Origin of the sequence: Turicibacter sp. H121 (assembly GCF_001543345.1) — a bacterium.
Taxonomy (GTDB): domain Bacteria; phylum Bacillota_I; class Bacilli_A; order MOL361; family Turicibacteraceae; genus Turicibacter; species Turicibacter bilis.
Genome location: NZ_CP013476.1, coordinates 2,224,586 through 2,250,003, shown reverse-complemented (window position 1 = coordinate 2,250,003; position 25,418 = coordinate 2,224,586). Strand labels below are relative to the sequence as shown.

Annotated in this window: 22 protein-coding genes; 2 read left to right on the top strand and 20 right to left on the bottom strand. The window is 35.5% G+C overall.

All coding sequences use genetic code 11. The annotated features are described in order from the left end of the window. Positions 1-5: 5 nt before the first annotated feature. Positions 6-506 (bottom strand): signal peptidase I, encoded by a 501-nt coding sequence (gene lepB, locus AT726_RS10785; RefSeq protein ID WP_055242621.1) that lies wholly within the window; start codon positions 504-506, stop codon positions 6-8. Positions 507-712: 206 nt separating this feature from the next. Between lepB and pepT the strand changes: the two genes are divergently transcribed. After that, complete coding sequence (gene pepT, locus AT726_RS10780; RefSeq protein ID WP_055242618.1) at positions 713-1,933, top strand: peptidase T; 1,221 nt, start codon at positions 713-715, stop codon at positions 1,931-1,933. 25 nt (positions 1,934-1,958) lie between these two features. Here the strand turns inward: pepT and AT726_RS10775 are convergent, their stop codons facing one another. The 16 genes from AT726_RS10775 to AT726_RS10695 form a co-directional block, all read right to left on the bottom strand. Continuing rightward, positions 1,959-2,498 carry a sugar transferase gene (locus AT726_RS10775; RefSeq protein ID WP_055242616.1) on the bottom strand — a complete coding sequence of 180 codons (540 nt, stop codon included), beginning with the start codon at positions 2,496-2,498 and terminating at the stop codon, positions 1,959-1,961. A 184-nt stretch (positions 2,499-2,682) separates the two neighbouring features. Further along, positions 2,683-4,485, bottom strand: a complete 1,803-nt coding sequence (locus AT726_RS10770; RefSeq protein WP_068759558.1) for an ABC transporter ATP-binding protein — start codon at positions 4,483-4,485, stop codon at positions 2,683-2,685. After that, positions 4,478-6,208, bottom strand: a complete 1,731-nt coding sequence (locus AT726_RS10765; RefSeq protein WP_068759557.1) for an ABC transporter ATP-binding protein — start codon at positions 6,206-6,208, stop codon at positions 4,478-4,480. The genes AT726_RS10770 and AT726_RS10765 overlap by 8 nt, the downstream gene beginning before the upstream one ends. A gap of 4 nt (positions 6,209-6,212) precedes the next feature. Then, positions 6,213-6,662, bottom strand: coding sequence for a MarR family winged helix-turn-helix transcriptional regulator (locus AT726_RS10760; RefSeq protein WP_068759556.1), 450 nt, complete (start codon positions 6,660-6,662; stop codon positions 6,213-6,215). Between the two features lie 139 nt (positions 6,663-6,801). Further along, a complete protein-coding gene (locus AT726_RS10755; RefSeq protein WP_237297097.1) occupies positions 6,802-9,096 on the bottom strand; it encodes an ATP-dependent DNA helicase in 2,295 nt (764 codons plus the stop codon). Between the two features lie 229 nt (positions 9,097-9,325). Then, a complete protein-coding gene (locus tag AT726_RS10750) occupies positions 9,326-10,180 on the bottom strand; it encodes a hypothetical protein (protein WP_068759554.1) in 855 nt (284 codons plus the stop codon). A gap of 105 nt (positions 10,181-10,285) precedes the next feature. Then, positions 10,286-10,678 (bottom strand): hypothetical protein, encoded by a 393-nt coding sequence (locus AT726_RS10745; protein WP_055242604.1) that lies wholly within the window; start codon positions 10,676-10,678, stop codon positions 10,286-10,288. A gap of 340 nt (positions 10,679-11,018) precedes the next feature. Beyond that, the gene (locus tag AT726_RS10740) at positions 11,019-12,575 is read right to left on the bottom strand and encodes an ABC-F family ATP-binding cassette domain-containing protein (protein ID WP_055242602.1); all 1,557 of its coding nucleotides are present in this window, start codon (positions 12,573-12,575) and stop codon (positions 11,019-11,021) included. A 112-nt stretch (positions 12,576-12,687) separates the two neighbouring features. After that, a complete protein-coding gene (locus AT726_RS10735) occupies positions 12,688-14,787 on the bottom strand; it encodes a peptide ABC transporter substrate-binding protein (protein WP_237297096.1) in 2,100 nt (699 codons plus the stop codon). A gap of 84 nt (positions 14,788-14,871) precedes the next feature. Then, positions 14,872-15,996, bottom strand: a complete 1,125-nt coding sequence (locus AT726_RS10730; RefSeq protein ID WP_068759786.1) for a ComEC/Rec2 family competence protein — start codon at positions 15,994-15,996, stop codon at positions 14,872-14,874. A 186-nt stretch (positions 15,997-16,182) separates the two neighbouring features. After that, positions 16,183-17,406 carry an ammonium transporter gene (locus AT726_RS10725; protein WP_068759552.1) on the bottom strand — a complete coding sequence of 408 codons (1,224 nt, stop codon included), beginning with the start codon at positions 17,404-17,406 and terminating at the stop codon, positions 16,183-16,185. Between the two features lie 233 nt (positions 17,407-17,639). Continuing rightward, a complete protein-coding gene (locus tag AT726_RS10720) occupies positions 17,640-18,317 on the bottom strand; it encodes a M48 family metallopeptidase (RefSeq protein ID WP_237297095.1) in 678 nt (225 codons plus the stop codon). Positions 18,318-18,390: 73 nt separating this feature from the next. After that, a complete protein-coding gene (locus tag AT726_RS10715) occupies positions 18,391-19,182 on the bottom strand; it encodes an N-acetylmuramoyl-L-alanine amidase (RefSeq protein WP_055242596.1) in 792 nt (263 codons plus the stop codon). Positions 19,183-19,607: 425 nt separating this feature from the next. After that, positions 19,608-19,877, bottom strand: coding sequence for a phage holin family protein (locus tag AT726_RS10705; RefSeq protein ID WP_055305688.1), 270 nt, complete (start codon positions 19,875-19,877; stop codon positions 19,608-19,610). 123 nt (positions 19,878-20,000) lie between these two features. Beyond that, positions 20,001-20,351: an ArsR/SmtB family transcription factor gene (locus AT726_RS10700; protein WP_055242593.1), complete on the bottom strand. Its 351-nt coding sequence runs from the start codon at positions 20,349-20,351 to the stop codon at positions 20,001-20,003. Between the two features lie 97 nt (positions 20,352-20,448). Further along, positions 20,449-21,000 (bottom strand): YdcF family protein, encoded by a 552-nt coding sequence (locus AT726_RS10695; RefSeq protein ID WP_068759551.1) that lies wholly within the window; start codon positions 20,998-21,000, stop codon positions 20,449-20,451. A gap of 152 nt (positions 21,001-21,152) precedes the next feature. Here AT726_RS10695 and AT726_RS10690 point away from each other — a divergent pair, with 152 nt between their 5' ends. Next, positions 21,153-21,461, top strand: a complete 309-nt coding sequence (locus AT726_RS10690; protein WP_055242589.1) for a LysM peptidoglycan-binding domain-containing protein — start codon at positions 21,153-21,155, stop codon at positions 21,459-21,461. Positions 21,462-21,819: 358 nt separating this feature from the next. Here AT726_RS10690 and AT726_RS10685 read toward each other — a convergent pair whose 3' ends face one another. The 3 genes from AT726_RS10685 to AT726_RS10675 form a co-directional block, all read right to left on the bottom strand. After that, positions 21,820-22,428 (bottom strand): FMN-dependent NADH-azoreductase, encoded by a 609-nt coding sequence (locus AT726_RS10685; RefSeq protein ID WP_237297094.1) that lies wholly within the window; start codon positions 22,426-22,428, stop codon positions 21,820-21,822. Positions 22,429-22,502: 74 nt separating this feature from the next. Then, positions 22,503-24,101 (bottom strand): NAD(P)/FAD-dependent oxidoreductase, encoded by a 1,599-nt coding sequence (locus AT726_RS10680; RefSeq protein ID WP_055242653.1) that lies wholly within the window; start codon positions 24,099-24,101, stop codon positions 22,503-22,505. A gap of 124 nt (positions 24,102-24,225) precedes the next feature. After that, positions 24,226-24,921 carry a DUF975 family protein gene (locus AT726_RS10675; protein WP_068759549.1) on the bottom strand — a complete coding sequence of 232 codons (696 nt, stop codon included), beginning with the start codon at positions 24,919-24,921 and terminating at the stop codon, positions 24,226-24,228. Between the last annotated feature and the right edge of the window lie 497 nt (positions 24,922-25,418).

Genomic DNA, 25,418 nt, shown 5'->3' with positions numbered 1-25,418 from the left:
CCACGTTACTTTCTAAATTGCTTGACCACTCCAACAACATCTTCCTTAATTCTAATTAAGCCTAATGAAGGGGAGCGTGAATCTAAGCTATGATTTCGATTGTCCCCCATGACAAAAAGGTGTCCTTCTTCCACGATTAAATCAATTTTAGGATGTCGTTTCATCGGCTCGTTAATGTAAGGTTCCTCTAGTAAAATGCCATTAATATAGACCCTTCCATCCTCCACCAAAACATGTTCATTCGGTAAACCGATGACACGCTTTAAAAAAAATTTATGTTGATTTTTTTGATGAGCTCTAAAAGCTACTAAATCATGACGTTTAGGTTCACCTCGATGATAGGCTCGACAATCTAAAATAATGGGTTGGTTATTCTTGATTGTTGGCACCATTGATTGTCCCCGTGCTAATGCAAGACGAACAAAGCGAGAAATAACATAACCCACGAGTAAACTAGCTCCCACTTCAACTACATCATCTAAAAACGTATTCTCTTCCTTCCCCACCTCAAACGACCTCCTCTACTACTAATCCTTTTCTTTTTCTATTATAACATAATGACTCCTCCCTTACATACAACCTTTAAAATGTGAACTAAATTCACTTAAAACACCCCATCATTCATTATATTATTTATGAATTCATGGTAAAATATACATAATTTAAAGTGAAGAGCACATACTAAATTGAATCATTATTGGAGGGCTTATTTATGAAAACTGTTATGGATCGTTTCTTAAACTATGTTACCTATGATACAAAATCAAATCCTGAATCACTAACAACACCTTCGACTGAATCACAGCTACTCTTTGGTGATATCTTAATTGAAGAGTTACATGAATTAGGATTAACTGAAATTGAAAAAGATGAAAATGGCTATATCTATGCGACATTACCAGGAAATGTTGAACATGATGTTCCTGTGATTGCTTTCATCTCACATATGGATACCAGTCCAGACTTTAGCGGCACAAATGTAAACCCACAAGTCGTTGACTATGCGGGAGGAGATATTGTTTTAAATAAAGAAAAAAATATCGTTTTATCTCCAACTGACTTTCCTTCTTTAAATCAATACGTAGGTCAAACGTTAATTACAACAGATGGAACAACATTACTTGGAGCTGATGATAAAGCGGGAATTGCTGAAATTATGACAGCGATTGATTATTTGAAACAACATCCTGAGATTAAACATGGCTGTATTAAAGTTGCTTTTACACCCGATGAAGAAATTGGACGCGGAGCCGATCACTTCCAAGTTGAAAAATTCGGTGCCAACTTTGCTTATACTGTGGATGGTGGAATTTTAGGAGAATTACAATATGAATCATTCAATGCTGCAGGAGCTAAAATTACAGTTCACGGAAAAAGCGTTCATCCGGGAGATGCCAAAAACAAAATGATTAATGCTGGTTTAATTGCCACTGAAATTGCGAGCATGTTCCCACGTCTTGAAACCCCACAACATACGGAACATTATGAAGGATTCTATCACTTAACAGATATTTCAGGACATTGCGAAGAAGCTTATCTAAATTTAATCATTCGTGACTTTGATACCGAACGTTTTAACTCACGCAAACAATTTGTTGAAGATTTAGTAAAAGAATTTAATCAAAAATATCCATCTAATACGGTTGAACTTGATATGCGCGATCAATACTATAATATGCGCCTTCAAATTGAAGATAAAATGCACATTGTTGAGTTAGCAAAACAAGCATTTGTAGAAGTTGGAGTGGAACCTTTAATTATTCCGGTTCGAGGAGGAACGGATGGATCTAAATTATCCTTCATGGGCCTTCCAACACCAAATCTTTTCACAGGTGGGCATAACTTCCACGGTAAATTTGAATATATTCCAGTTCCATCAATGGAAAAGGCTGTTAGCGTCATCGTTAAAATTGCTGAATTAGCCGCAAAATAAAAAGCTAGTCAAAACTAGCTTTTTTTCATTGTCGAATCAATAACAAAATCAAGCTTTTGCAAATAATCTTTATATCAAACCATATGCTTTGATGTTCAATGTAGTATACATCTAAAATAAACTTCTCCTCCCAGGTTAGGTTTTGTTGACTATGAATTTGACTCCACCCTGTCATTCCAGGACGAATAGAATGACATTTCATGTATCGTCGATTTCTCGAAGGAATGGAGCGAATCAAAACTGGTCTAGGACCAACTAAACTCATATCTCCAATTAAGACATTATAAAACTCTGGAAGATGCTGTAAATGATAGCTTTTTAAAAAACGTCCCAATTTTGTTAGACGTTGTTCCGGTGATAATAAGTTCCCTTGCTTATCTCGGGATTCATTCATTGTTTTGAATCGATACAAAGTAAATAGTTTTTGATTTAGTCCTGGATATCGCTGCTTATAAATGACTGGCCAACCTAAATCAAAAAAGACTAAGATTCCAATCAATAAATAGATGGGTGATAAGACAGTCAACATTAAAAAAGAAATCATGATATCCATCATCCGCTTCATCATTTCGCCCCCTTTTTCAATGGAGTTGTGAAATTCCCCCTTTATTTCAAGCTTAATTATGAACCCTTTCACTTTTTCTTACTATCTTATTTTCGTGGAAACTACTACTACTACTATATGCCCTAACTAAGCTTCTGTTCAAATTAGTAAAACAATCCATTAGTTTACCTAATGGATTGTTTTTTTACTGTCTAAATTGACTATTATATAAATTAGCATAAAAACCATCGATTGCTAGTAATGTTTCATGATTTCCTTGTTCAATGATTTCTCCTTGATTTAAGACCAAAATTTGATCAGCATTACGAATCGTACTTAAACGATGCGCAATCACAAAGGTTGTCTTACCTTCCATTAAACGAAGCATTGCTTTTTGAATTTCAACTTCTGTTCGCGTATCAATCGACGATGTTGCCTCATCTAAAATTAAAATAGAAGCTTGTGATAATACGGCACGCGCAATTGCTAGTAATTGTCGTTGTCCTTGAGATAAATTACTTCCATTATCCGATAAAACCGTATCATAGCCATCCGGTAACTGCATAATGAACTTATGGGCATTCGCCATTTTAGCAGCCTGGATAACTTCTTCATCACTTGCATCTAAACGACCATAACGGATGTTTTCACGAACCGTTTCTGAGAATAAATACATATCTTGTAAGACCATTGAAATACTACGTCTTAAACTTCCACGAGTAATTTGATCAATATTTTCACCATCGATTAAAATTTCACCCGAATCGATATCATAAAACTTTGTTAATAAGTTAATAATCGTCGTTTTTCCTGCACCTGTTGGTCCCACAATGGCAACTGTTTCTCCTCGACGCGCATGAATACATGCATCTTTTAAAATTGTTTTTCCTGTATCATACGAGAACTTAACATGATTTAAAATGACATCCCCGTCTAATTTCTCAACATCATGAGCACCTTCTCGATCTGTTTCTGGTGTTTCATCCATAATCTCAAATACACGTTCTGCTCCTGCTAATGCAGATTGAACCGTATTAAAAATATTTAAAATCTCATTGATTGGACGTGTAAAGTTTCTCATATATAAGATAAACACAAAAATATTTCCAACTGTAATACTCGTTGTTGTAAGAGCTAAAACACCACCAACAACAGCCACTAACAAGAAAGTAAGGTTATTAATAAAGTTATTCACTGGTCCCATGAATCCTGATAAAGCCTGCGCCATAATTGCACTTTTTGTTAAACGGCGGTTAATCTTTCCAAACTCCTTCTCAACTTCCTCCTCTTGTGAGAATAACAATACCGCTTTTTGTCCCGAAACAATCTCTTCAATATAACCATTGAGACTTCCTAAATCTTGTTGTTGTTTAATAAAGAAAGGCTGTGTTTTTTTCACTAAAAAACGTGACGTTAAAAACATCAATGGTGTCGTTAATAATCCTACGACTGTTAGTGTTGGACTTAAAACAATCATGGCAATCAGCATCCCAATGATCGTAATAATACCTGAAAACATTTGAGTAATACTTTGAGACAATGTCATATTAATATTATCGACATCATTCGTTAAACGACTCATTAAGTCACCACTTGAATGTGTATCAAAAAAGCGAAGTGGTAGCTTTTGCATGCTATTAAATAATTGACGACGAATTTCTGCCGTTGTTTCTTGAGATAACTTAATCATAATTAAGTTTTGAATGTAAGTGGCAATGACACTAATTAAGTAAATCAACCCGATAAAGATACAGATTGTTTTTAGCCCTGATAAATCACCGGGTACAATATAATCATCAATGATGCTTCCATAATAGTTTGTGGCTAAAACACTGACAATCGTTGAAATAATACATAAAATAAACACAATAATCAAAGCATAGACTTTATGACTCATATAAGCCAGTAATCGTTTAATAGTTGATTTTGGATTTTTTAACTTCTCAGCTTTGTGAAAACGTCCACCAGGTCCTGGTCCACCTGGTCCTGGTCCCATCGGTCTACTCATGGTTGACAGCCTCCTCCCCTAATTGTGAAATCGCAATACTACGATAGATTTCATTTGTTTTTAATAATTCCTCATGAGTTCCAATTCCTGAAATCTCACCTTGATCTAACACAATAATCTGATCGGCATCCATCACTGCTGAAATACGTTGCGCAATCATAATAACCGTACTCTCTTTCATACGCTCTTTAATGGCTCGTTGCAACTTACTTTCGGTTGCCATATCTAGTGCACTTGATGAATCATCTAAAATTAAAATTTTAGGATCACGAATTAATGTTCTTGCAATCGAAACACGTTGTTTCTGTCCACCTGATAAGTTCTTTCCACGTTGTTCAACGACTGTTTCATAACCATCTTCTTTCGCCTGGATAAACTCCATTGCCTGAGCATCTTTTGCAGCATCATCTAACTCATCTTGAGTCGCCTCATGGTAACCAAATTTAAAGTTTGAAGCAATCGTTCCTGAGAATAAAATACTTTCTTGTAAAACAACTCCAATCTTATCTCTTAACTCACTCAGGCTTAATGTTTTAACATTTTGACCACCAATTAAGACTTCCCCTTCGCTGACATCATAAAGACGTGGAATTAAATTGACTAATGAACTTTTCCCCGATCCAGTTCCACCAATAATTCCGACTTGATTGCCTTGCTTAATCTTAAAGGAAATATCTTTTAATACTTCTTCACTGTGCTCATGATACTTAAATGAAACATTTTTAAATTCGATGTCATAGTTTGTTAATTCAGCTGTTTTTTCATTTTCTTGAATACTTGAATTTGTGGCAAACACTTCATTGATACGATCAGCTGATGCTTTTGCACGTGAGAAATTCATCGAAATCATGATCACCATCATCATAGACATCATAATTTGTGTTAAATAATTAATAAAGGCCATGATTTTACCCGTTTCAAGTAAGCCATCTTGAACTAAATATCCCCCATACCACAACACACCAATGACACTAAAGTTAACCAGTAACATGACGACTGGATTTAAAATAATCATAATTTTTTGTGCACGAATACTTTGACTCATTAAATCATCATTCGCCTCATTAAAGCGATCACGTTGTTTATGCTCCATGGTGAATGCTTTAATGACACGAACTCCTAATAAGTTTTCACGCATCACATTGTTCACTTTATCAATTTTTTCTTGCATCGTTTTAAATAACGGGAAAGATTTTGACATCACGATTGCAACAAAAATTAAAATAATTGGAATCGTAATTACAAACACAATGGATAAGCTTTGACTTAATCGGTAGGCCATCCATAATCCCCCGATACAAAGTAACGGCGCACGAACTAAAATACGAAGTCCCATCATCACCATCGTTTGAACTTGAGTAATATCACTTGTTAAACGTGTAATTAATGATGATGTTTTAAAATGATCTAATTCTAAAAATGAAAGGGACTGAATTTTAGCGAATAATCCATCACGTAAATTTTGCCCTAAATTTACTGCCGCAATAGTTGAAAAAATAGAGCATCCCACTCCTCCAATTAACCCTAAAAAGGCAAATAGAATCATCTTTGCACCTGCAGTCAACACATAATTAATATCACTATTAGCAATTCCAATGTCTACAATGTTCGATAACATGGTTGGCAAGGTTAAATCCATCGCAACCTCTAGCAACATCAAAATAGGTGCCAAAATGGCATAAAAAATAGCTGGCCCCTTTAAATATTTTAATAACTTCAACATCCTATTAACTCTCCCTTCTTCTTAAATTCTCGTATATTCTATCCAAATAACAAAGAACTTCCTCTCTTTCCTCTTTTGTAAAGCCTAAGAGACAACGTTCATCAATTTCACAAAAGGTTTGTTTCACCTGTTTTTGGGCTTCAAATCCAGTCTCCGTTAAAAAGACATTCGTAATTCGGCGATCCTCTTGATTTGCTTCACGATAAATTAATCCACTTCTTTCTAAATGACTTAATAAACTGGTGGCAGTGGCCGGTTGAATATGACAATGCTTGGCCAAATCTTTTTGTGAACACCCATTATGATGATGTAAATAATCTAAAACTTTAGGTTGACCCTCTGTCAACCCTAATTCTTGAAATCGATGTTGGCAAACTTTTCGATGCATCTTTGATGTCCGAATAAACGCACGATGCAATAATTTTGATGCACTATCATCTAGTTTTCCTTTCATGTTATCCCTCCTTTTCTTTTAAATAGTTAGATATCAAATTTTTAGATATCTAAATTTTTACCATATTTACAAATAAAAGTCAATGAGTCTAAACTAAAACATAAAAACAGAGCCGTAGCTCTGTCTTTAGTCGGGACGATTATTTTAAAAACTTTGCATGTTGCCATTCATAAGGAAAGAGTGATAAATACGTGGGTTCAATATAACGTTCATCAATCATCATGACAATCCCGCTATCTTCATTTGTTCGAATGACACGTCCTACTGCTTGCATGACTTTATTAAACCCCGGATAAAGATAGGCATATAAATATCCTTTCTTAAAAGCTTCTTCAAAATAAAGTCGACGCTGTTCCGTCAAAGGATTAATTTGCGGAAGTCCAACTCCAACAATAATAGAACCAATCAGTCGATTTCCAATAAGGTCAATCCCTTCACTAAAAACACCACCTAAAACAGCAAATGCCACCAAAGTTTCACTAGAATTGGCTTGGAATGAATCTAAAAAGGCTTCACGAGCTGACTCATCCATCTCACGCTCTTGTTTTAATAAACGTTGCTCATCGTCTATTAATTCTTTATACGCCTCATACACCATCTCTAGATATTGATACGATGGAAAGAATACAAGATAATTCCCCTGCTGGTTTCTAGTTACTTGATAAATTGTTGAAATCAGGGGGGCAAGCGTTTGATCCCGCTGCTTATACTTCGTTGAAATGCCATGATGGACATATAAATCTAAATGCTCGCGATCAAAAGGTGAGGGTAAAAAGATTTGCTCACACTCCTCATCATGAAGTAAGACAGTATGATAATAGCTCAGTGGATGTAAGGTCGCTGAAAATAAAATACTTGATCGAACTCGCTCCATTTTTTCACTTAAATAAAGGCTTGGATTTAAACAAATCAGACTTATCTTGACTTCAATCCCCGATCGTTCATAACGAACGCGAAAACTGTCATTGTAATAATCAGAAATTCGCAAAAATTGATGACAATCAAAATATAAATTCATTAATTGGGGTTTATATTCAGTCTCAGGGTGCCGATATAAATATTTTTCCAACGCATCAAGAAGGGATTGAATCTTTGTTAAAAAAACTTTATCTATATCATCTTTAAATAAATCATAAACTTTCTTTTCTTCAAGTTCATGACGATACTCAATAAATTTCAAATTCAAAGCCCCTAATACCTTTGCTAATGGTTTATGCCGGTCTTTAAATAAACGTTTCAGCTCTTGAATCGGCGCCTTAGTTAAGGAAGCACTATACATGTCGCAAGCTCGATCATATAAATTATGTGCCTCGTCAATTAAGGCAATATGGGGTGACGGCTCATCAAAAAAGCGACGGAGGTAAGCACGTGGATCAAACATGTAGTTATAATCTCCAATCACGGCATCGCTAATCGACGCCATTGCCAACGAATACTCAAATGGACAGACGCTGTGCTTTTTAGCATAACTCACGATTCGATCACGATTAAACAGTTGTTCTGACTCAAATAGATCTTTAGTTGCTTCGTTAATTCGATCAAAATAACCTTTAGCATAAGAACAATAGCTTGGATCGCATTTTACTTCATCCATTAAACAAATTTTCTCTTTTGCCGTAATCGTTGTCACTTTGGCTTGCCATCCATTGGCTAAGCAAGTATCAAAGGCTTTTTCTGCCACGCTACGGCCAATCGTTTTAGCAGTTAAATAAAAGATTTTTTGTTCATGTTCTGTTAAGGCTTTGATGCTTGGAAAAATAGTTCCCATTGTCTTGCCAATCCCTGTTGGAGCTCGTAATAAAAGTCGTTTCTTTTGTTTAACACATTGATAAACCGCCCCTGATAACTCTCGTTGATAAGCTCGAAAATCTCCAAATGGAAACTGTAAGGTTTTAGCTGTTTTTAATTTTAACTCCATCGAACGTAATAAAATCAAGTACCAATCCAAGTAAATACGTAACGTTTCTTGAACAAACGGTTCTAACATTTCTTTCGTATATATTTGATCAAAACAACGTTGATTAATGCCCTCTAAATCGCAATAGATCAATCGAAGCGTTATTTCTTCCCAGTCTAAATGCTGACATAATAGTAAATAAGCATACATCTTGGCTTGAGCATAATGAGCTGGTCGATCATTCTCTTCAATTACTTCTAGCTTGCGTGTCGTTGATTTAATTTCTCCAACAATCCATCTTCCATCTCTCTCTAGTAATAAATCCATTCGACCACTTAAATGAATCTCATGTTCATCTAATGATAAAATATGTTCTAAATAAACTTCACACTCTTCATCTAAATATTGATCTTGGATGACTTGATGAACCTCTGTTCCATACTGCGCACGATTCGCTTGAAAATATTCTAAATTTAAATCGCCTTGCTGATATACGTAACTAACGACTTCTTTGATTCCTTTACGAATAATCATCATTTCACCAAATTTCTATATAAAAGCAGATAAATAGTTAACATTTCCCTGTCAATGTTAACCTCTTAAACCATCATAAGCAAAAGCTAACACTCAAAATTGATTCTTATCTATTTATCCTTTTTACCATCATAACACTTTTTATTCCTCTACTCCTAGATGATAATCCTTCCAGTTATCAACTAGCAGATAAAAACGTCTCAAAAGGAATATTCCCTCTGAGACGTTTCATTTAAACCGCTGGTTGAATTGAACCGAATTGTTTCGCACGAGATAAAATACGATAAACATAATCCTGTTCTTCAGCTAAGTGTAATTTTCCGCAAAATTCTTCATGTAACTGATAAAATTCTTCGACAATCGATTTTAAAACCTCTTCTAACTCTTTAATCGATGGACTAAATCCCCATTGTTTTAATTTTTTTTGTTGTTCTAATTTTAAAACGGATTCACTTCCCTCCATATGTGACCAATCTAAATAAACATTTGGTTTATTCCCATCTTGAATCATCCACATCGTTGCAACTAACCAACGCATGACATTTAAACAATGTCTCGCCTTATAAGATTCATCAACGTAAACACTTCGATAAAATTCATAATAATTTGAGAAAAACTTTGTGCGCCAACTATCTAAATCCTCGAAGCTTAAGGTATACTGTAGATTTTTCGACTCTTCAGACGCATAGGTCATGATGCCATACGGATCATCAACAATCATAATCTTCTTATAATCAATCGATGGTTGTATCTCTTTCAAATCATGGAATGTGACGAAGACTTTCACTAGACTTTCATAATGGACAATTATTGTGTTTTGTTGCTTCATATCTTCCTCAAAAAAGAGGACTTTCCCAAAAGTCGAAGCAATAGCACGCTTATGTTGTAATGTCTCTTTATAAAATGCTGGTTGAACGACAAGATTTAAATGAAGGTCTAACTCTGAGGACCCTTCAATCAAGTCACTATAGAAAACAGAAATAATATGGGGATTTTTCTTTAACTCCTGTTTAATTATTTTTAATAAATCTTCACGTTCTAGTTCTCGGTGTACTTCATTTACATAGTATAACTCTCCCTTTTTCATCCGCTACCCTCCAGAACAACATTTATTGTCAATATTTTACATTATATCACATTTTCAAACATTTGGCCATATGCGTTCTGTTTTAAGCAATCTTCCATCATCCCTTTACAACTCTTCTCCTTGTTCAACGACTTCATATCCCTTATTTTCACCTCGTTTAATCCTCATCATCCAATGTTCTGTTTGATATTCACACTCTAGGTCATCTATTAAATTTAAATCATAATCAATTTTAACCATAAACTCTTCTATATTTCCCGATATCACTTGAATTTTCTTAATCTCAATCTGCCATTCTAACTGACCATTTTTTATCGGACTCATTCTCTCATTAATCGTATTATTAAAAAGAGAAAGCGCCACTTCCTTCATCAAGTCAACGGATTTCTGACGCCTCCGTTTATAACAAATCCCTCCAATAACCCCGACTCCTAAAACAATACAAATACTCGAGTGAACCCAAATTTTATTCCCTTTTCGTTTGATTCTTATTTTCATAGCTATCCCTCAACTTTTATTCATCTAATTCATTATAAGAGACATTAAATAAAAATATACACCTCAAATCGATCATTAATTCATGTGGTCGGCTATTATGTTCAATTAATATTTTAGACTATTTTCAAACGAGTGAGCCTAGTCTATCTTGGAAATAATTCTCTAGATCAAATTCCTTGCTTTATCTTTTAATCAGTGATCCACCCATCACCTTTATATCATTTCATCCCAAATTAATGATTCGATCTTAATCAATAAGAACGTTATCTTTTTGACATGATGTCGTTAACTTAACTCTATCAAAAAATGCGACCTCCTAACAAGGTCGCATTTTTTCACTTTATACTAAACGAGTCGTCCATTTTTCTCCGTCCCAAATATCTGTCACGACATCGCGATAGAATTCAGGCTCATGGGAAATCAGTAAGACACTTCCTTTATATTCTTTTAAGGCACGTTTTAATTCATCTTTTGCATCCACATCTAAGTGGTTCGTTGGCTCATCGAGAATTAAGACATTTGTTTCACGGTTAATTAATTTAGCAAGGCGAACTTTCGCTTGTTCTCCCCCACTTAAAACCATTACTTTACTTTCGATATGTTTCGTTGTTAATCCACACTTAGCTAAAGCGGCACGAGCTTCCCCTTGTGTTAAGTGTGGGAACTCATCCCAGAACTCTTGTAAACATGTTTTATCTTTTCCACCTTTGATTTCTTGCTCAAAGTATCCGATATGTAAATGTTCACCTAATTCAACCGATCCTGAGATTGCAGGAATTTCACCTAAGATACTACGTAATAACGTTGTTTTCCCAATTCCGTTCGCTCCACAAATCGCAATTTTTTGTCCTCGTTCCATTGTTAAATTTAATGGTGCCGATAATGGTTCATTGTACCCAATCACTAAATCTTTTGTTTCAAAGATATAACGTCCTGACGTACGAGCCATCTTGAAGTTGAATTCTGGTTTTGGACGCTCAGCTGCTAACTCAATGATTTCCATTTTGTCTAATTTCTTTTGACGTGACATGGCCATGTTACGTGTAGAAACACGAGCTTTGTTACGAGCCACGAAATCTTTTAAATCAGCAATTTCTTGTTGTTGTTTTTTATAAGCAGATTCTAATTGTGCTTTTTTCGCTTCGTAAATACGAACAAAGTTATCATAATCTCCTACATAACGGTTTAACTCTTGATTTGCCATATGATAAATTAAATTGATGACACTATTTAAGAATGGGATATCATGTGAAATTAAAATAAAGGCATTTTCGTATTCTTGTAAGTAACGTGTTAACCAAGTAATATGAGCCTCATCTAAGTGGTTTGTCGGCTCATCTAATAATAAGATATCTGGCTTTTCAAGTAATAATTTCGCAAGTAAAACTTTCGAACGTTGCCCTCCACTTAACTCCGTCACGTCACGATCTAATCCGATATCTTGTAATCCTAAACCTTTAGCTACCTCTTCTACTTTGGCATCAATGACATAGAAGTCGTTGTTTGATAAGATGTCTTGAAGGACACCGACTTCTTCTAATAAAGCATCCATTTCTTCTGGATCAACCTCGGCCATTTTCATATATAAATCATTAATTTTTGCTTCCATATCAAATAAATATTGGAATGCCGTTTTTAAGACATCACGAATCGTCATTCCTTCTTGTAATGACACATGCTGATCTAAATAACCAACGCGCACATTACGTGACCATTCAACTTTCCCTTCATCTGGTACTAATTTTCCAGTAATAATATTCATAAATGTTGATTTTCCTTCACCATTGGCTCCGATTAATCCAACATGCTCTCCTTTTAATAAACGGAATGATACATTTTCAAAAATAGCACGATCCCCAAACCCATGACTTAAGTTTGTAACGTTTAAAACACTCATTAATGGCTCTCCTTTCAAACATGAAGTCTCTTCATGTCGATTGAAATTTTTCTTCTTCGATTATATCTAACATTTTAATTAATGAAAAGAAAATTTTCATATTTTTCATCTGTTAATTTTCAACAGCACCATTGATGGATTTTGATTTCAACTGTTCTTGACGAACCGTTGACCATTTTTCATAACGTTTGTTTCGTTCTTCAAGCGTTACAATCCTGTCACTGAGTTGCATTCGTTTAAATTTCATCGGTGATAATCCATACGGACTATAAGACTTCGTATAAGGAATAATTCGAGAGACAGCATAGCTTCCACCTGAGGCATAAAGAGGAATAAAATACGCTTGATCAAGAGCATAGGCCTCAGCATCAGCATAGCGTTCATAACGCTTATCCATATCACGAACCTCTAAATTTGCTGCTTCTTTTAATTCTTTAAAAACATACAGACCGATTTGTTCCTTTAACTCTTTTTCTTCCTGACTCTGAATCGCTGATCGATTCAATCCAAAGCTTTTTAATAAATCTCCATTATCCGGATCTAAAATATCTAAATAACTTTTAGGATCGCCATAATCAGGCGACCATCCCGCTGAAAAGACCAGATCAGTATTGACTAATTCAGCTGTCTTAGAAGCTAATAAATTTTCACGAGAGCTCATAATTAAATTAATTAAAACCTCCCCCTCTAAATGTTGTTCAATACTTTGTTTTAAAGCTTGCGCACTTCGGAAACTTCCGTCACTTTCACTATTTATAATCACATCTAAATAAATGGGAAATGTCACACCTTGTGCTATCAATTCTTGTTTAGCAATTGCTAATTGCTCTTTCGCCTGTTCTGGATTAAAAAATGCCATCTGTCCATCGTCTAAGCTCAGCTGTTTAGAGTATAATACCGGATTTAGTCCCTTCAACGAGTCACTCACTAACTTACCATAACAATCACCATCACTCGTTTGAACGAACGTCGGCTGAGTTAATGTATTTCTTAATGAAATTTTTTTTAGCTCTTCCCCTACCACTTGCATATTGATTGATTCTGTATCAATCGCCCGCATAATCGCTCGACGAAATGAAGTATTTAAAATGGCTGCTTTCGTATCCGCTTTTTGCTGATCCGTTTTTGGGGAAACATCTTGACGGCTATCTAATGGCGAATGATACTGTTGGCGATTAAAGACAAAAGTTACAAACGCCACAGACCCATTAGTATCGGTGACAAAAATAGAATCCCCATACTTTTCTCTCGCACTTTTAACCAGTGGAGGATTATTCACATCTAATGGGGCAGAAACAATTTCTCCACGATCAAAGGCTAAAAATAAAGTCGTCGGATCCGCTTGCTGACAATAAATCAACTTCACATTTGGAATATAAACGGAATCACGGTCCCAATAATTTGGGTTAGCTTCATATTCAATAATTGATTTTGAAGTAAAGTTTTTTAGAAAATAGGCTCCATTATATAAAATGGATTCTGGCTTAGCGACACCAAACTGGCAACTCGAATATTCTGGTTCTCCTAATTTACATCCTAATCCTTTTGATTCTAAAAAACTTTGGTTAACAGGCAACAAAATAGAATAAGTCGTCATGGTTGGAAAATAAGGCGTCGGTTGATTCAACTGATACTCCAGTGTATACTTGTCCACCGCCTTCACCCCGACTTCACTAAACGGAATCTCTCCATTCACATAAGCGTCTAAATTTTTAATGACCGATTGAACGAGATAAAGCGTCTGCGATTGAAAATCGGCCGCATGTTGAAGGCCTGTGACAAAATCTTGAGCCGTCACCTCAGCGTATTCTTCACCTTCATCTGTATACCAATAGACCCCTTGGCGAAGATCAAATCGCCAAATCGTTGAATCTTCATTCCCTTCCCAATGCGTTGCCATCGCACCCACTAAATTTCCATACGTATCATGTTCAAGCAACCCATCAATAAAGTTAGCAAAATGTAAAGAATCCACGGTTTTATAAGTATATAAATAATCAAAGGTTTCTGGATCCATGCCATAAAATCCAACATAATCATGTTCTTGACGATCTTCTTGTTGAGCCTGTACTGGTCTCACGATACCAGCTAAACAGATACTGACTAATAATAAACCTATTAATCCTATGCGTCTCATCACATCACCCGATCCTATCAAAAATAAAAGTAGCCAAATGGCTACTTTTATTTTTCTACATTTTTCATGAGACATACATATTTAATAAGTTTCTACTAATCACTATTTGTCATCTTATCGTATATAGTCAATTTAATCATGATTACTTTATTCATCCATTTATTTAAAATCAACTTGATAAGTTAAACCATCTGTCGTCACAACTATATTCCCCTTTTCATAGGTAACGTAAACCTCATCAGTATAACGGTTGACACGTTCTAATAGTGCTCGATGGGGATGTCCATAACTATTATTTAATCCGGCACTAATGACGACGACTTCAGGTTGAACCTCTTGTAAAAAGTCTATCGAACTTGAAGTCTGTGACCCATGATGACCAGCTTTTAAAATCTCAGCCTCTAAATCACGATATAAGATTTTTTCCTCTGTCTTTGATTCCATATCTCCTGTAAATAAAAAGTCAATGTCTTGATAGCTTAGCTTTGTTAACACTGAATTATTATTTCGATCCCCATTATCATCACCAGTTTCAATGACTTCAAATGTAATCTGATCACTTAATTCAAAGATCATATCAGCATCTTCAAGATAAATAGCACCTTGCTCTTGTTGCTGTTTAACCGCTTCAAAATAAGCCTTATAGGTTTGAGAAGAGTGAGACTCTCCAGAATCAATAATCAAATGAACGCGATATTCTGCCATCACTTCGGCTAAACCTCCGATATGATCAGAATCTGGATGAGTCGCGACTAAAATTTCGATATCATCAACGCCAACTTTTTTCAAATAGTTTAACAATTTTGCTTCAGATCCGTTATTCCCACCATCAATTAAAAGATGAAAATCATCATAAACAATTAAAGTGGCATCTCCTTGACCGATATCAATAAAATGGACTTCCAAATTCAAATCATTCGGACGCTTTACTAAATGACTATCTTGATATGTTTCAACCTCTTGATAGTTAGGGTGTGGCATCCATCCTAAATAGATGAAAATAGCTGATAATACAATTGCCCATCCAGTGAGCGAATAACGTATCAACTCTTGTTTTTTCTTCTTTTTAATTCTGCGATTATGTTTAACTAAATAAATACCTAACGGAGGGCATACAAATAACCAGACACAATTATACCAAACCTGACGTTGATTCTTTTTTAAACTTCCTAGTAACCCTAAGACTAAAATAACATAAGCAAGTATGAAAATTAAATAATCAGTCCAATTTGCCTGTTCGATTAATTCAATCACATAATCAATTTGTTCTAAAAACTGATTCAAAAAAATATCCTCCCTACAATTTGAGCTATTGTTTTTTAAAACTTCATTATAACACATCAATTCCCCCTCTTATCCTTTTATTTTAGGATCCGTTTTAAATTCGTGTGGATGACGCATAAAAAATAGGGCTGTCTCAAAATGAGATAGCCCCTTGATTCTTCATTTATTATTCTTCTTCATTTCCTACTAAAATTCAGCATAAGCAGATTCACCATGCTCAGATAAATCAAGCCCTTGACGTTCTTCTTCTTTTGTGACGCGAAGTCCCATAATACGTTTTAAAGCTATAAAAATAATAAATGATGAAACAAATCCCCAAGTAGCAATCACTAAAGCACCTAATACTTGAATACCGAAGAAGCTTACACCACCACCGTACAGTAATCCATCAGTTGTAGCAAGTAATCCAGTTAAAATAGTACCAACGACTCCACAGAAACCATGAACTGGAATAGCTCCTACAGCATCATCTAATTTAAATTTACGTTCAAGTAAATCAGAACCAACCATCATCACAACACCTGAGACAATCCCAATGACAATGGCTCCAAGTGGTGAGACAAGATCACATCCTGCAGTTACCCCAACTAAACCAGCTAAAGCCCCATTCATGGCAGCTCCAACACTTGGTTTATCTTTAATCCATGAAATAACTAATGTCGTAACCGCTGCGGCTGCTGGTGCTAAATTGGTCGTCATCATAACATGGGCAATCGCTTCTGGATCACTTGCCGTTAACGTTGAACCTGCATTAAATCCAAACCACCCAATCCATAAGACAAAAACCCCCATAGCAGCTAAAGTTAACCCATGACCATGAATGGTATTTGAACTACCATCTGGATTAAATTTACCTTGACGTGCTCCTAATAATTTCACTCCTGCTAAAGCGGCGAATCCACCTAATGCATGAACAACAGATGACCCAGCAAAATCATGGAATCCAAGTTGAGCTAGCCATCCGCCACCCCATACCCAATGACCACTGATTGGATAAATAATAGCCGTCATAATCGCACTAAAGACAAGATACGTTGAAAATTTCATACGTTCTGCAACAGCCCCTGAAACAATCGTTACCGACGTTGAACAGAAAACGGTTTGGAAAAAGACAAATGCTAATAATGGAATAATTAATCCCAATCCACTGTAATCCCCTGAAACGAATAAATCAGGTGTCCCAAATAATCCAAAATTTGATCCATTAAACATGAGTGAGAAACCAAAAACGAAGAAGACTAATGCCCCAATAGAATAATCCATGAAATTCTTCATCATAATATTGGCTGCATTTTTAGACCGTGTAAACCCACTTTCTACTAAAGCAAAACCTGCTTGCATCGAAAATACTAAAACGGAAGCAATAACTACCCATAAAGTATCAATAATTACATTAAGATCAACCGTCATAATCTTTCCCTCCTTAAATTTCACACCAACTGGTGTCAATTCCTTTACTATAAAATAAAAAGTAAATTCGGGCGATGCGCGATTGTCTTTGAGCTCAAAAGAAAATCAAAAAAGGCGAACTTCTTTCGAAGAACGCCATTGTTCACACCAAGTTTTTATTAACTAAGACCTCTTTGTCTATACTTCACTATATTCACATCAACCGGAAAAATAAACCTATTTTCGATATTTTTTTAAACTTTTTTCGACTCAAATTCCTTCCACTGTGGTAAAAGAAATTCAACTAGCTCATAAAAACGATGACTATGGTTAGGCTGTAGCAAATGACTAAGTTCATGCACAACAACATACTCAATAAAAGCATCAGGCTGGTGAATCAGATTCTTATTAAACGTAATCGTTCCTCTTGTTGGACGGCACACACCCCATGTTGAAGTCATTTGACGATACTTAATCTCTACAGAAAGAATGCCCTGCTTTTCAAAATAAGGCCAGTAATACGTTATATAGTCAGTAATCTTCTGTTGTAATTGTTTAAACATCCAATTTTTTGCTGCGACGATTGCTTTTTCATCCGAATAGGCTCTAGGAACACTAAGAAGTAATTGATCCTCTTCTACTTTAATCGCCACCCGTGAGTGAGATAATCGTTTAACTTTTAGTGGAGAACCAAAATATAAAATCTCATCTGTCTCTAATGTTTGACTCGGTGCGCTTAATACCGCCTGTCGCTTCGCCATAATCCATGACCATTTGGCTAATACAAATGATTCAATCATCTCTTGCGTTATATGAGGTGAAGCTGAGATTTCAATATCCCCGCTACGACGCACTCTCAAATACATATTTTTAATCGGTTTACGAATGATGGTTATTTCTAAGTCTTTCATGTTTAATGTTTCTACTGTCATGTTTTGCGCTCCATCTTAATAATATCTTTCATTATAACACAAAAAAAAGACTTCAAATGAAGTCTTTTTCCCATTATCTTTTCATTTCAACAGGTTGAATCCATACGCCTGGATAATTCGAATGAACTAATGCTTGTTGAACTTTTTTCGCCTCATTTAAATCAGAATAAGATCCACAAACCACACGATAATAAGTCTCTGTTTTTAAAGGTTCTGGACGATCAACCACTTCATGTCGCAACTCGCGTTGATAATTCATATTGAATGCTTTACTTAAGGCTACAACAATCGCCTCAACATAAGCATCTTCTTGATTTAAGAAAGTATATAAATCACTTTCATTATCTAGATAAAACATTTCGATAATATCACAAGAAACCCCACCACGCCAAGCTTCTCGAATAATACCATAATAGTCAGTATAATTATAAGTTTGTGTAAATCTTAATGTTTGCGGATCAATATAACGTTCATAAAATTCACCAGTATACGCTCTTGAGAAAATTTCTCGAAAAGCATTCAAGCGACTAAGCTCTTCTCTTAAATAATATTCAAATCGGGCGCTATCTTCTTTAATCGGTACATAAATTTCAGCTCCGCTATATTCACCTGTACCTCCAGCACTATTGACATGAATACTAATCGCTAAGTTAGGCTGTAATTCAGCAATTTGACGACCTCTGGCTGAGGCATTTCCAATATATGTATCATCCGTCCGTAATTGAGTTACCTGAAATCCAATTTGTCTTAATCGATTACTAACTTTTGTTGCCACACGTAAAGTAATATCTTTTTCATTGTATGCACCAAAATGAGCACCTTTATCCCATCCACCATGACCTGCATCTACTACAATATAAGGCATTCTATCACTCCTCACTCCTAATATAAGTCTGCCCTCTTATTGTATATGCCCCAGAAAGGCGGATGGTATAGGCACTTGACATCCTCGGCGTATTCCCTTTATACTTTATAGCTGTTTTGCTCACTTCTCTTGATGATTGAAAAATAGCTTTTTCAATGAGACCTGTTAAAGAGGTATCCATCATTGATCAAGTTCGTCGACTATCACCTATCTTATCGTCAACTTGATTAAGACGTTTTCATCATTAATCCGTGCCGTTTTCACAAACAACTCAAACGATTTATCGTTAATTATCTTTGAAATGATTTGTCTTAAATTCATTCACAGAATCACTTTCACGATGAATCTCTATCCATATTATTTTAAAGGAGATAACTAAAGTTAATATCTCTACTATGAAACGGATAGGTTAAAACTCGTCTAAACTAGAGAAAAAACTGAGTAATCGGTGTAATATTAAGTGTCATAAAAATTAAATCCATTCCTTCAGATAGCCACTCAATTAGATTAAAGCCAATTAAATAATGGAGCACAGTCAAAACGACCATTGATAATAAAATCACGGCTTTTCGTATCAGTCCGTCTAATCCAATCGGGCTATTTAATTCCCCTTTCAAATATGCTTTGACATAGCCCGTTACAAAATCAATTAATACTACTACAGCAATTACACTTAACATTCGATGCATCGACATTGCTCTCCCCCTCCTTTACTATAAACCTCTAGAAAAATAGGAGATTCGATGTGTCCAAATAAAAAAAACGCCAGATAAATCATCATCTGACGTCTGTTTATAAGCTATTTTCCTTCATCTAGTCTAATGCTGATGAAGCACGTGAACTAATCCTTGTTCATATAACATTTTAATATGATCATCATCTAGTGAGTAATAAACAACTTTTCCCTCTTTACGATAATTCACTAAGTGCGCCTGTCTTAAAACACGTAATTGATGTGAAATGGCTGATTGTGTCATTTCAAGTAATGCTGCTAAATCACATACACACATTTCTGAATGAACAAGGGCTGAAAGAATACGAATTCGAGTTAAATCTCCCATGGCTTTATATAAATCAGATAATTTTAATAAATCATCATCGTTTGGCATCTTTATTTTAACTTTTTTAACTACATCATCATGAATGGCTTCTAAGCTACATGCTTCCATTTCTTCACCTCATTTTACCGTTATGTGAAGATTATATGACTAACACGCCTAAAGTGCAAGAGTTTGCCTTAAAAACGTCAATTGATACAAAATATCGTTATCTTTCTCGATCAAAAATCCATGATTTAACAATCGCTAAATGTTCTCGCAACTCCCATTTATATCGTTTCGGAATTGGTGATGGGGCTCCTATAATCATATGATCCATCCCAATTCGTTTCGCTAAAAAGGACGTACGAATACTATGAAACTCATTTGTCACAATCGCAATTTTATGGTTAGGTAATAACGGTTTCGACCAGATTAAATTTTCAAACGTATTATGCGCTTGATCTTCCATGATAATTCGTTCTTTTTCAATTCCATACTCTTCGATTAACACTTTTTGCATCAAATGTGCTTCTGGTGGTAAGGTTTCACTTCCTTTACCCCCCGTGACCACAACCATCAGCTGTGGATGCTCTTTCAAAAGCTCTGCGCCTTTTTCCAATCGAGAACGAAGTGTTTGTGTGACATGATTACTTCTTAATGAAGATCCTAAAATTAAAATATAATCAATGTCTGGCGTTAATTTCTGTTTTAGTGATTGATTCATTTGAAGATGCATGCCGACTAAATAAATCACTAAGACTGTCACAACTCCCACCATCCTAATCCCTCCCTCCTTACCTTTCTACTCTCATCCTATGACACCTCTTCTTAAAATGTGTTGTTTTCATTATCAAAAAATTAGTCAAATGCCTATGTTTTTTGCATAGATTATAGTAGAAATGATGTCCTAAACTGTAAGGAAGTGAGCGTATGGAATCAAAAACATTTGCAACAACGACCTACTTAATTCAATCAGATGATACTATCAGGACGATTGCGTCAAAGTTTCAAACCACGCCACAACAATTAATCAAACTTAACGGAAACAAGCCACTCATCATTCAAACGAAACATCAAATCAAAGTTCCTCTTCCTTCAAATTCAAAACTTCATGTCGTTACGGAAGGAGAGTGCATTCGAGATCTTCTCATTCGCTTTAAACTATCACCTGATGAACTTATTTCCTTGAATCAGAATTTATTTTTACAACCTGGCCAACTCATTACCATCGAACGCTAAAAATCACACAGTTAAACTGTGTGATTTTTAATCTTTCAAAAGTATAAGATTCTAATGAATGATATCTCATTTAATTCAATTTTCTATAAAACTCTATGTCCTATCCTCTATTTAAGCTATGAATAGAAAGATTCCATCGCCTCATACTTCTCAAAAAATCTCAGCATATTGATAATCGGTTCATTGATCATTATCCCTTCAAACTTTCCTATAATAACGCCATTGACTTTGAACAATGAAATACTTAAGAGCCTTTAAACGAATGTTTCAAATAGTTTATGCCCTGAACCCTGGACCACAGCACAAAAAAACTCATAAATAGGATCCTTAAGTCTTAGATTCTACTTATGAGTTCATCTTAAAAGATTTGAGCTTTTTGTTGAAGCTCTCCTTGAAGTTTTCCTACTTCTTGAAGGAGTTGTTCGTTAGATAATCGATTACGACCAAGCAGTCCCACCACTTCAACCTGAGTGAGACCAATTAAATCAAAAATAGCTTTAATTTGAGATTGATGATGATCTAAAAATTTTCGCTCTCCATCATAGACTTGCCCAGATGAGGTAATATACAGCACCTTCATCTCTGAACAAAGACCAAGCATTTTTTCATCTTGATAAGTAAACGTCACATGACGATAAATAATGTTATCTAAATAAACCTTTAACATCGCAGGAAAACTATGATTCCACACTGGAGCTGCAATGACACATTTATCATAAGATTTAAATTGTTCAGCAATCTGTTTAATCTCTGTTTCTATTCCTTGATTATAACGAGACAATCGTTCATAATCCATGATAGGCATAATCGTTTGATATAAGTCAAGCACCTCTACCTCATCTGTCGGATGAGCTTGTTGGTACGCTTGAATAAAGAAGTCACTTAAGCGATAGGTCAATGATTGATCGCATGGCTTAGGATTAGCTTTAATATATAAAAGACGCGCCATAAATTTCACCTCGCACATTAGTTGTTAAGAATTCAGATACTCTTAACATAATATGATAAGTTAATCGAAATTTATGACGCTATTTGACTATTTTAGCTCATTTTTTTAAATTGTTTAATCATAGCCTCCGCACATTTGATTCCATCGATTCCAGCTGAGACAATTCCACCTGCGAAGCCTGCCCCTTCACCGGATGGATATAGCCCTTTAACAGTTAATGACTGTAACGTTTCACTGTCACGATCCATACGAACAGGTGAGGATGAACGTGATTCTACTCCTGTCATAACAGCATCATCCATGGCAAATCCTTTTAATTTACGATCAAAGGCTTGTAATCCATCTGCCATTGCATCCGTAATATAATCAGGTAATAAACGACGTAAGTTCGTTAATTTAACACCTAAGGCATATGACGGCGTCACTGATCCTAACTTTTTAGAGGCTTGTCCTTTTAAGAAATCACCGACTAATTGGGCTGGGGCTGTATAGTTACTTCCACCTAATCCAAAAGCTTTTTCTTCTAAGCGACGTTGGAACTCCACACCTGCTAACGGGTGATCTGAACCAAAGTCTTCTGGGAATACTTGAACAAGTAACGCACTATTTGCATTGTCTTGATCACGGGCATGTTCACTCATTCCATTCGTTACTAAGCGACCCTTTTCAGAACTTGATGGAACAACTAATCCACCTGGACACATACAGAATGTATACACCCCTCGTCCATTTGATGCTGTATGCGTTAATCGATATTCGGCTGCTCCTAATTTTTCATGTCCAGCAAATTCTTTATACTGTGCCACATCAATTAATGATTGGGGATGCTCCACGCGAACACCAACAGCAAATGGTTTAGCTGTAAAATGAACACCACTTTCATATAACTCATAGAACGTATCACGTGCACTATGTCCAATCGCGACAATAACATGCTCCGTTTCGATGATTTCGCCACCTTTAATTTTAACCCCTGTGATTTGTCCATCATCGATAATAAACCCTGTGGCTTGTGTATTAAAGCGAACTTCTCCACCTAATGAAATGATTTTTTCACGAATATTTTTAACAATATTACGTAATAAATCAGTTCCAACGTGCGGGTGGGCCATATATAAAATATCTTCTGGTGCACCTGCCTCGACTAAGGCTTCTAACACTTTACGTCCACGTAAATCTTTAACACGTGTCGTTAATTTTCCATCAGAAAATGTCCCAGCCCCACCTTCACCAAACTGAACATTTGAATTAGGATCTAGTTTTCCTTCACTCCAAAACTCAGAAATTGAACGGACACGATCTTCAACCGCTCCTCCACGCTCTAAAACGATTGGACAATAGCCCATCTCAGCTAAAATTAAAGCAGAAAACATTCCTGCTGGACCGAATCCAACAACAACTGGACGATGTTTCATGACTTCAGTTCCCATTTCAGGATATTTATATTCGATATCTGGTGTAATCGAAACATTTGGTAACTTTCTAGCTAAAATTTTCGCTTCATCTTTAACCGCAATATCTACCGTATAAACAAAATCTAACTTTCCACGGCGACGGGCGTCAATCGATTGTTTATAAATTCTATATTCTAATAAGTCGCTTTCTTTTAACTTCAATTGTTTTAATAATAACTCTTTTACTTTTTCAATCGGATCATCAATTGAAATCTTGATTTGAGATACTCGAATCATAACATCACTCGCTTTCATTTCTCTATTATAGCACAAAGCGACACAAAATATCATTTCGACGTTTTCTAATCAAAAAAAGTACCCATTCTCAGCGAAAGTCGTACTTTTATGACTCAAAAGCAATCTAATAGACTGTATAAACGTTTTTGTATTGATTCGATTTTAAATAACCATTTTTGACATAGTCATAGAAAACAAACATAGACATGGCATATAAAGGTAAACTATAAACAATAGCTAACCCAAAAGTAAACGATCCTAAAATAGCCCATCCGAAGAAACTCGATTGTAAAACTACAAGCTCCCACTTATGCCCCTTCATCATTTCACGACTACGTGTGATCGCTTCATCAATCCCTATTCCAGGGTTATCATTTAAAATAAACATCGCCTGAGAATAAGAATAGGATTTGATAATTCCAGGAACAGCTAATAATAATGACCAAAAGAAAAGATACAATCCTTTAATAAAATAAAGTCCGACAACTGAACCTAATTGATCGGTTGGGAAAAAATCTCTTAGCCCAAACTCTTGTCCACGACGGATACGATGCATAACATCAATCGTTCCATACGAAATCATTGACATTCCAAACAAAGGCACTAAAAAAGCAAAGAACGTAAGAAATCTTCCAACAATAACTGTTACAATCATCGTTCCTAAAACAGATACCGTTAAACAAAGAGCAAACTTAATCCAAGCACCTTCTTGAAAATAAGAGCGGGCTTGTTCCTTAATATGGCGTCGCCACTCAATCTTTTGAAATAAGGCGATAATCACAATAATAAGCGGGACACTTCCACTTAAAAAAATCTTCATCTTTCCACATCACTTTCACAAATCATATTTATCCTTATTCTACTTACTTTCTTCAACACTTTCAACTCTTTTATTCTACTTTACTCATCAAAAAAGGACCTGACCTTGATTCGACTCAAATCATTAACCCCAACCGATATCCTATCTGTAAATACGAAACACAAAATTTTCGAGTGAATGAACGTCACTGGTATGAAAGCATTCAAAAACTTGACTATTAACGAAACAATCCAATACTTAGTTATTATCAATGAGACGTGTGACTCGCCTATCTCTATCTTACTAAGTGTATGCAACATAATTAGCTATTTTAAAATGACTTTGCCGTTTCATTTTAGCATCTTATGAGATGCTTTTTTTATGGATGACATCCCCTCGTCATCCATAAAGAAGTGATTTAACATCAAACCAACTGAGTTTAACAATTATTTCCCGGGCTATATTTATAACTCACTACAGACTAACCCATAGAAAAGGTGCCCCTAGGGCTAAAAGAA

What these genes read in the sequence shown, in the direction of transcription:
- AT726_RS10745 (WP_055242604.1), bottom strand. Translation starts at nt 10,678, where the DNA reads ATGAAAATAAGAATCAAACGAAAAGGGAATAAAATTTGGGTTCACTCG.
- AT726_RS10750 (WP_068759554.1), bottom strand. Translation starts at nt 10,180, where the DNA reads ATGAAAAAGGGAGAGTTATACTATGTAAATGAAGTACACCGAGAACTA.
- AT726_RS10715 (WP_055242596.1), bottom strand. Translation starts at nt 19,182, where the DNA reads ATGCCTTATATTGTAGTAGATGCAGGTCATGGTGGATGGGATAAAGGT.
- AT726_RS10770 (WP_068759558.1), bottom strand. Translation starts at nt 4,485, where the DNA reads ATGAGTAGACCGATGGGACCAGGACCAGGTGGACCAGGACCTGGTGGA.
- AT726_RS10765 (WP_068759557.1), bottom strand. Translation starts at nt 6,208, where the DNA reads ATGTTGAAGTTATTAAAATATTTAAAGGGGCCAGCTATTTTTTATGCC.
- AT726_RS10675 (WP_068759549.1), bottom strand. Translation starts at nt 24,921, where the DNA reads ATGAAGATTTTTTTAAGTGGAAGTGTCCCGCTTATTATTGTGATTATC.
- AT726_RS10685 (WP_237297094.1), bottom strand. Translation starts at nt 22,428, where the DNA reads ATGTGCGAGGTGAAATTTATGGCGCGTCTTTTATATATTAAAGCTAAT.
- AT726_RS10740 (WP_055242602.1), bottom strand. Translation starts at nt 12,575, where the DNA reads ATGAGTGTTTTAAACGTTACAAACTTAAGTCATGGGTTTGGGGATCGT.
- AT726_RS10735 (WP_237297096.1), bottom strand. Translation starts at nt 14,787, where the DNA reads ATGTCTCATGAAAAATGTAGAAAAATAAAAGTAGCCATTTGGCTACTT.
- AT726_RS10690 (WP_055242589.1), top strand. Translation starts at nt 21,153, where the DNA reads ATGGAATCAAAAACATTTGCAACAACGACCTACTTAATTCAATCAGAT.
- AT726_RS10755 (WP_237297097.1), bottom strand. Translation starts at nt 9,096, where the DNA reads ATGATGATTATTCGTAAAGGAATCAAAGAAGTCGTTAGTTACGTATAT.
- AT726_RS10775 (WP_055242616.1), bottom strand. Translation starts at nt 2,498, where the DNA reads ATGAAGCGGATGATGGATATCATGATTTCTTTTTTAATGTTGACTGTC.
- AT726_RS10725 (WP_068759552.1), bottom strand. Translation starts at nt 17,406, where the DNA reads ATGACGGTTGATCTTAATGTAATTATTGATACTTTATGGGTAGTTATT.
- AT726_RS10695 (WP_068759551.1), bottom strand. Translation starts at nt 21,000, where the DNA reads ATGGTGGGAGTTGTGACAGTCTTAGTGATTTATTTAGTCGGCATGCAT.
- AT726_RS10705 (WP_055305688.1), bottom strand. Translation starts at nt 19,877, where the DNA reads ATGTCGATGCATCGAATGTTAAGTGTAATTGCTGTAGTAGTATTAATT.
- AT726_RS10700 (WP_055242593.1), bottom strand. Translation starts at nt 20,351, where the DNA reads ATGGAAGCATGTAGCTTAGAAGCCATTCATGATGATGTAGTTAAAAAA.
- AT726_RS10720 (WP_237297095.1), bottom strand. Translation starts at nt 18,317, where the DNA reads ATGACAGTAGAAACATTAAACATGAAAGACTTAGAAATAACCATCATT.
- AT726_RS10680 (WP_055242653.1), bottom strand. Translation starts at nt 24,101, where the DNA reads ATGATTCGAGTATCTCAAATCAAGATTTCAATTGATGATCCGATTGAA.
- pepT (WP_055242618.1), top strand. Translation starts at nt 713, where the DNA reads ATGAAAACTGTTATGGATCGTTTCTTAAACTATGTTACCTATGATACA.
- AT726_RS10760 (WP_068759556.1), bottom strand. Translation starts at nt 6,662, where the DNA reads ATGAAAGGAAAACTAGATGATAGTGCATCAAAATTATTGCATCGTGCG.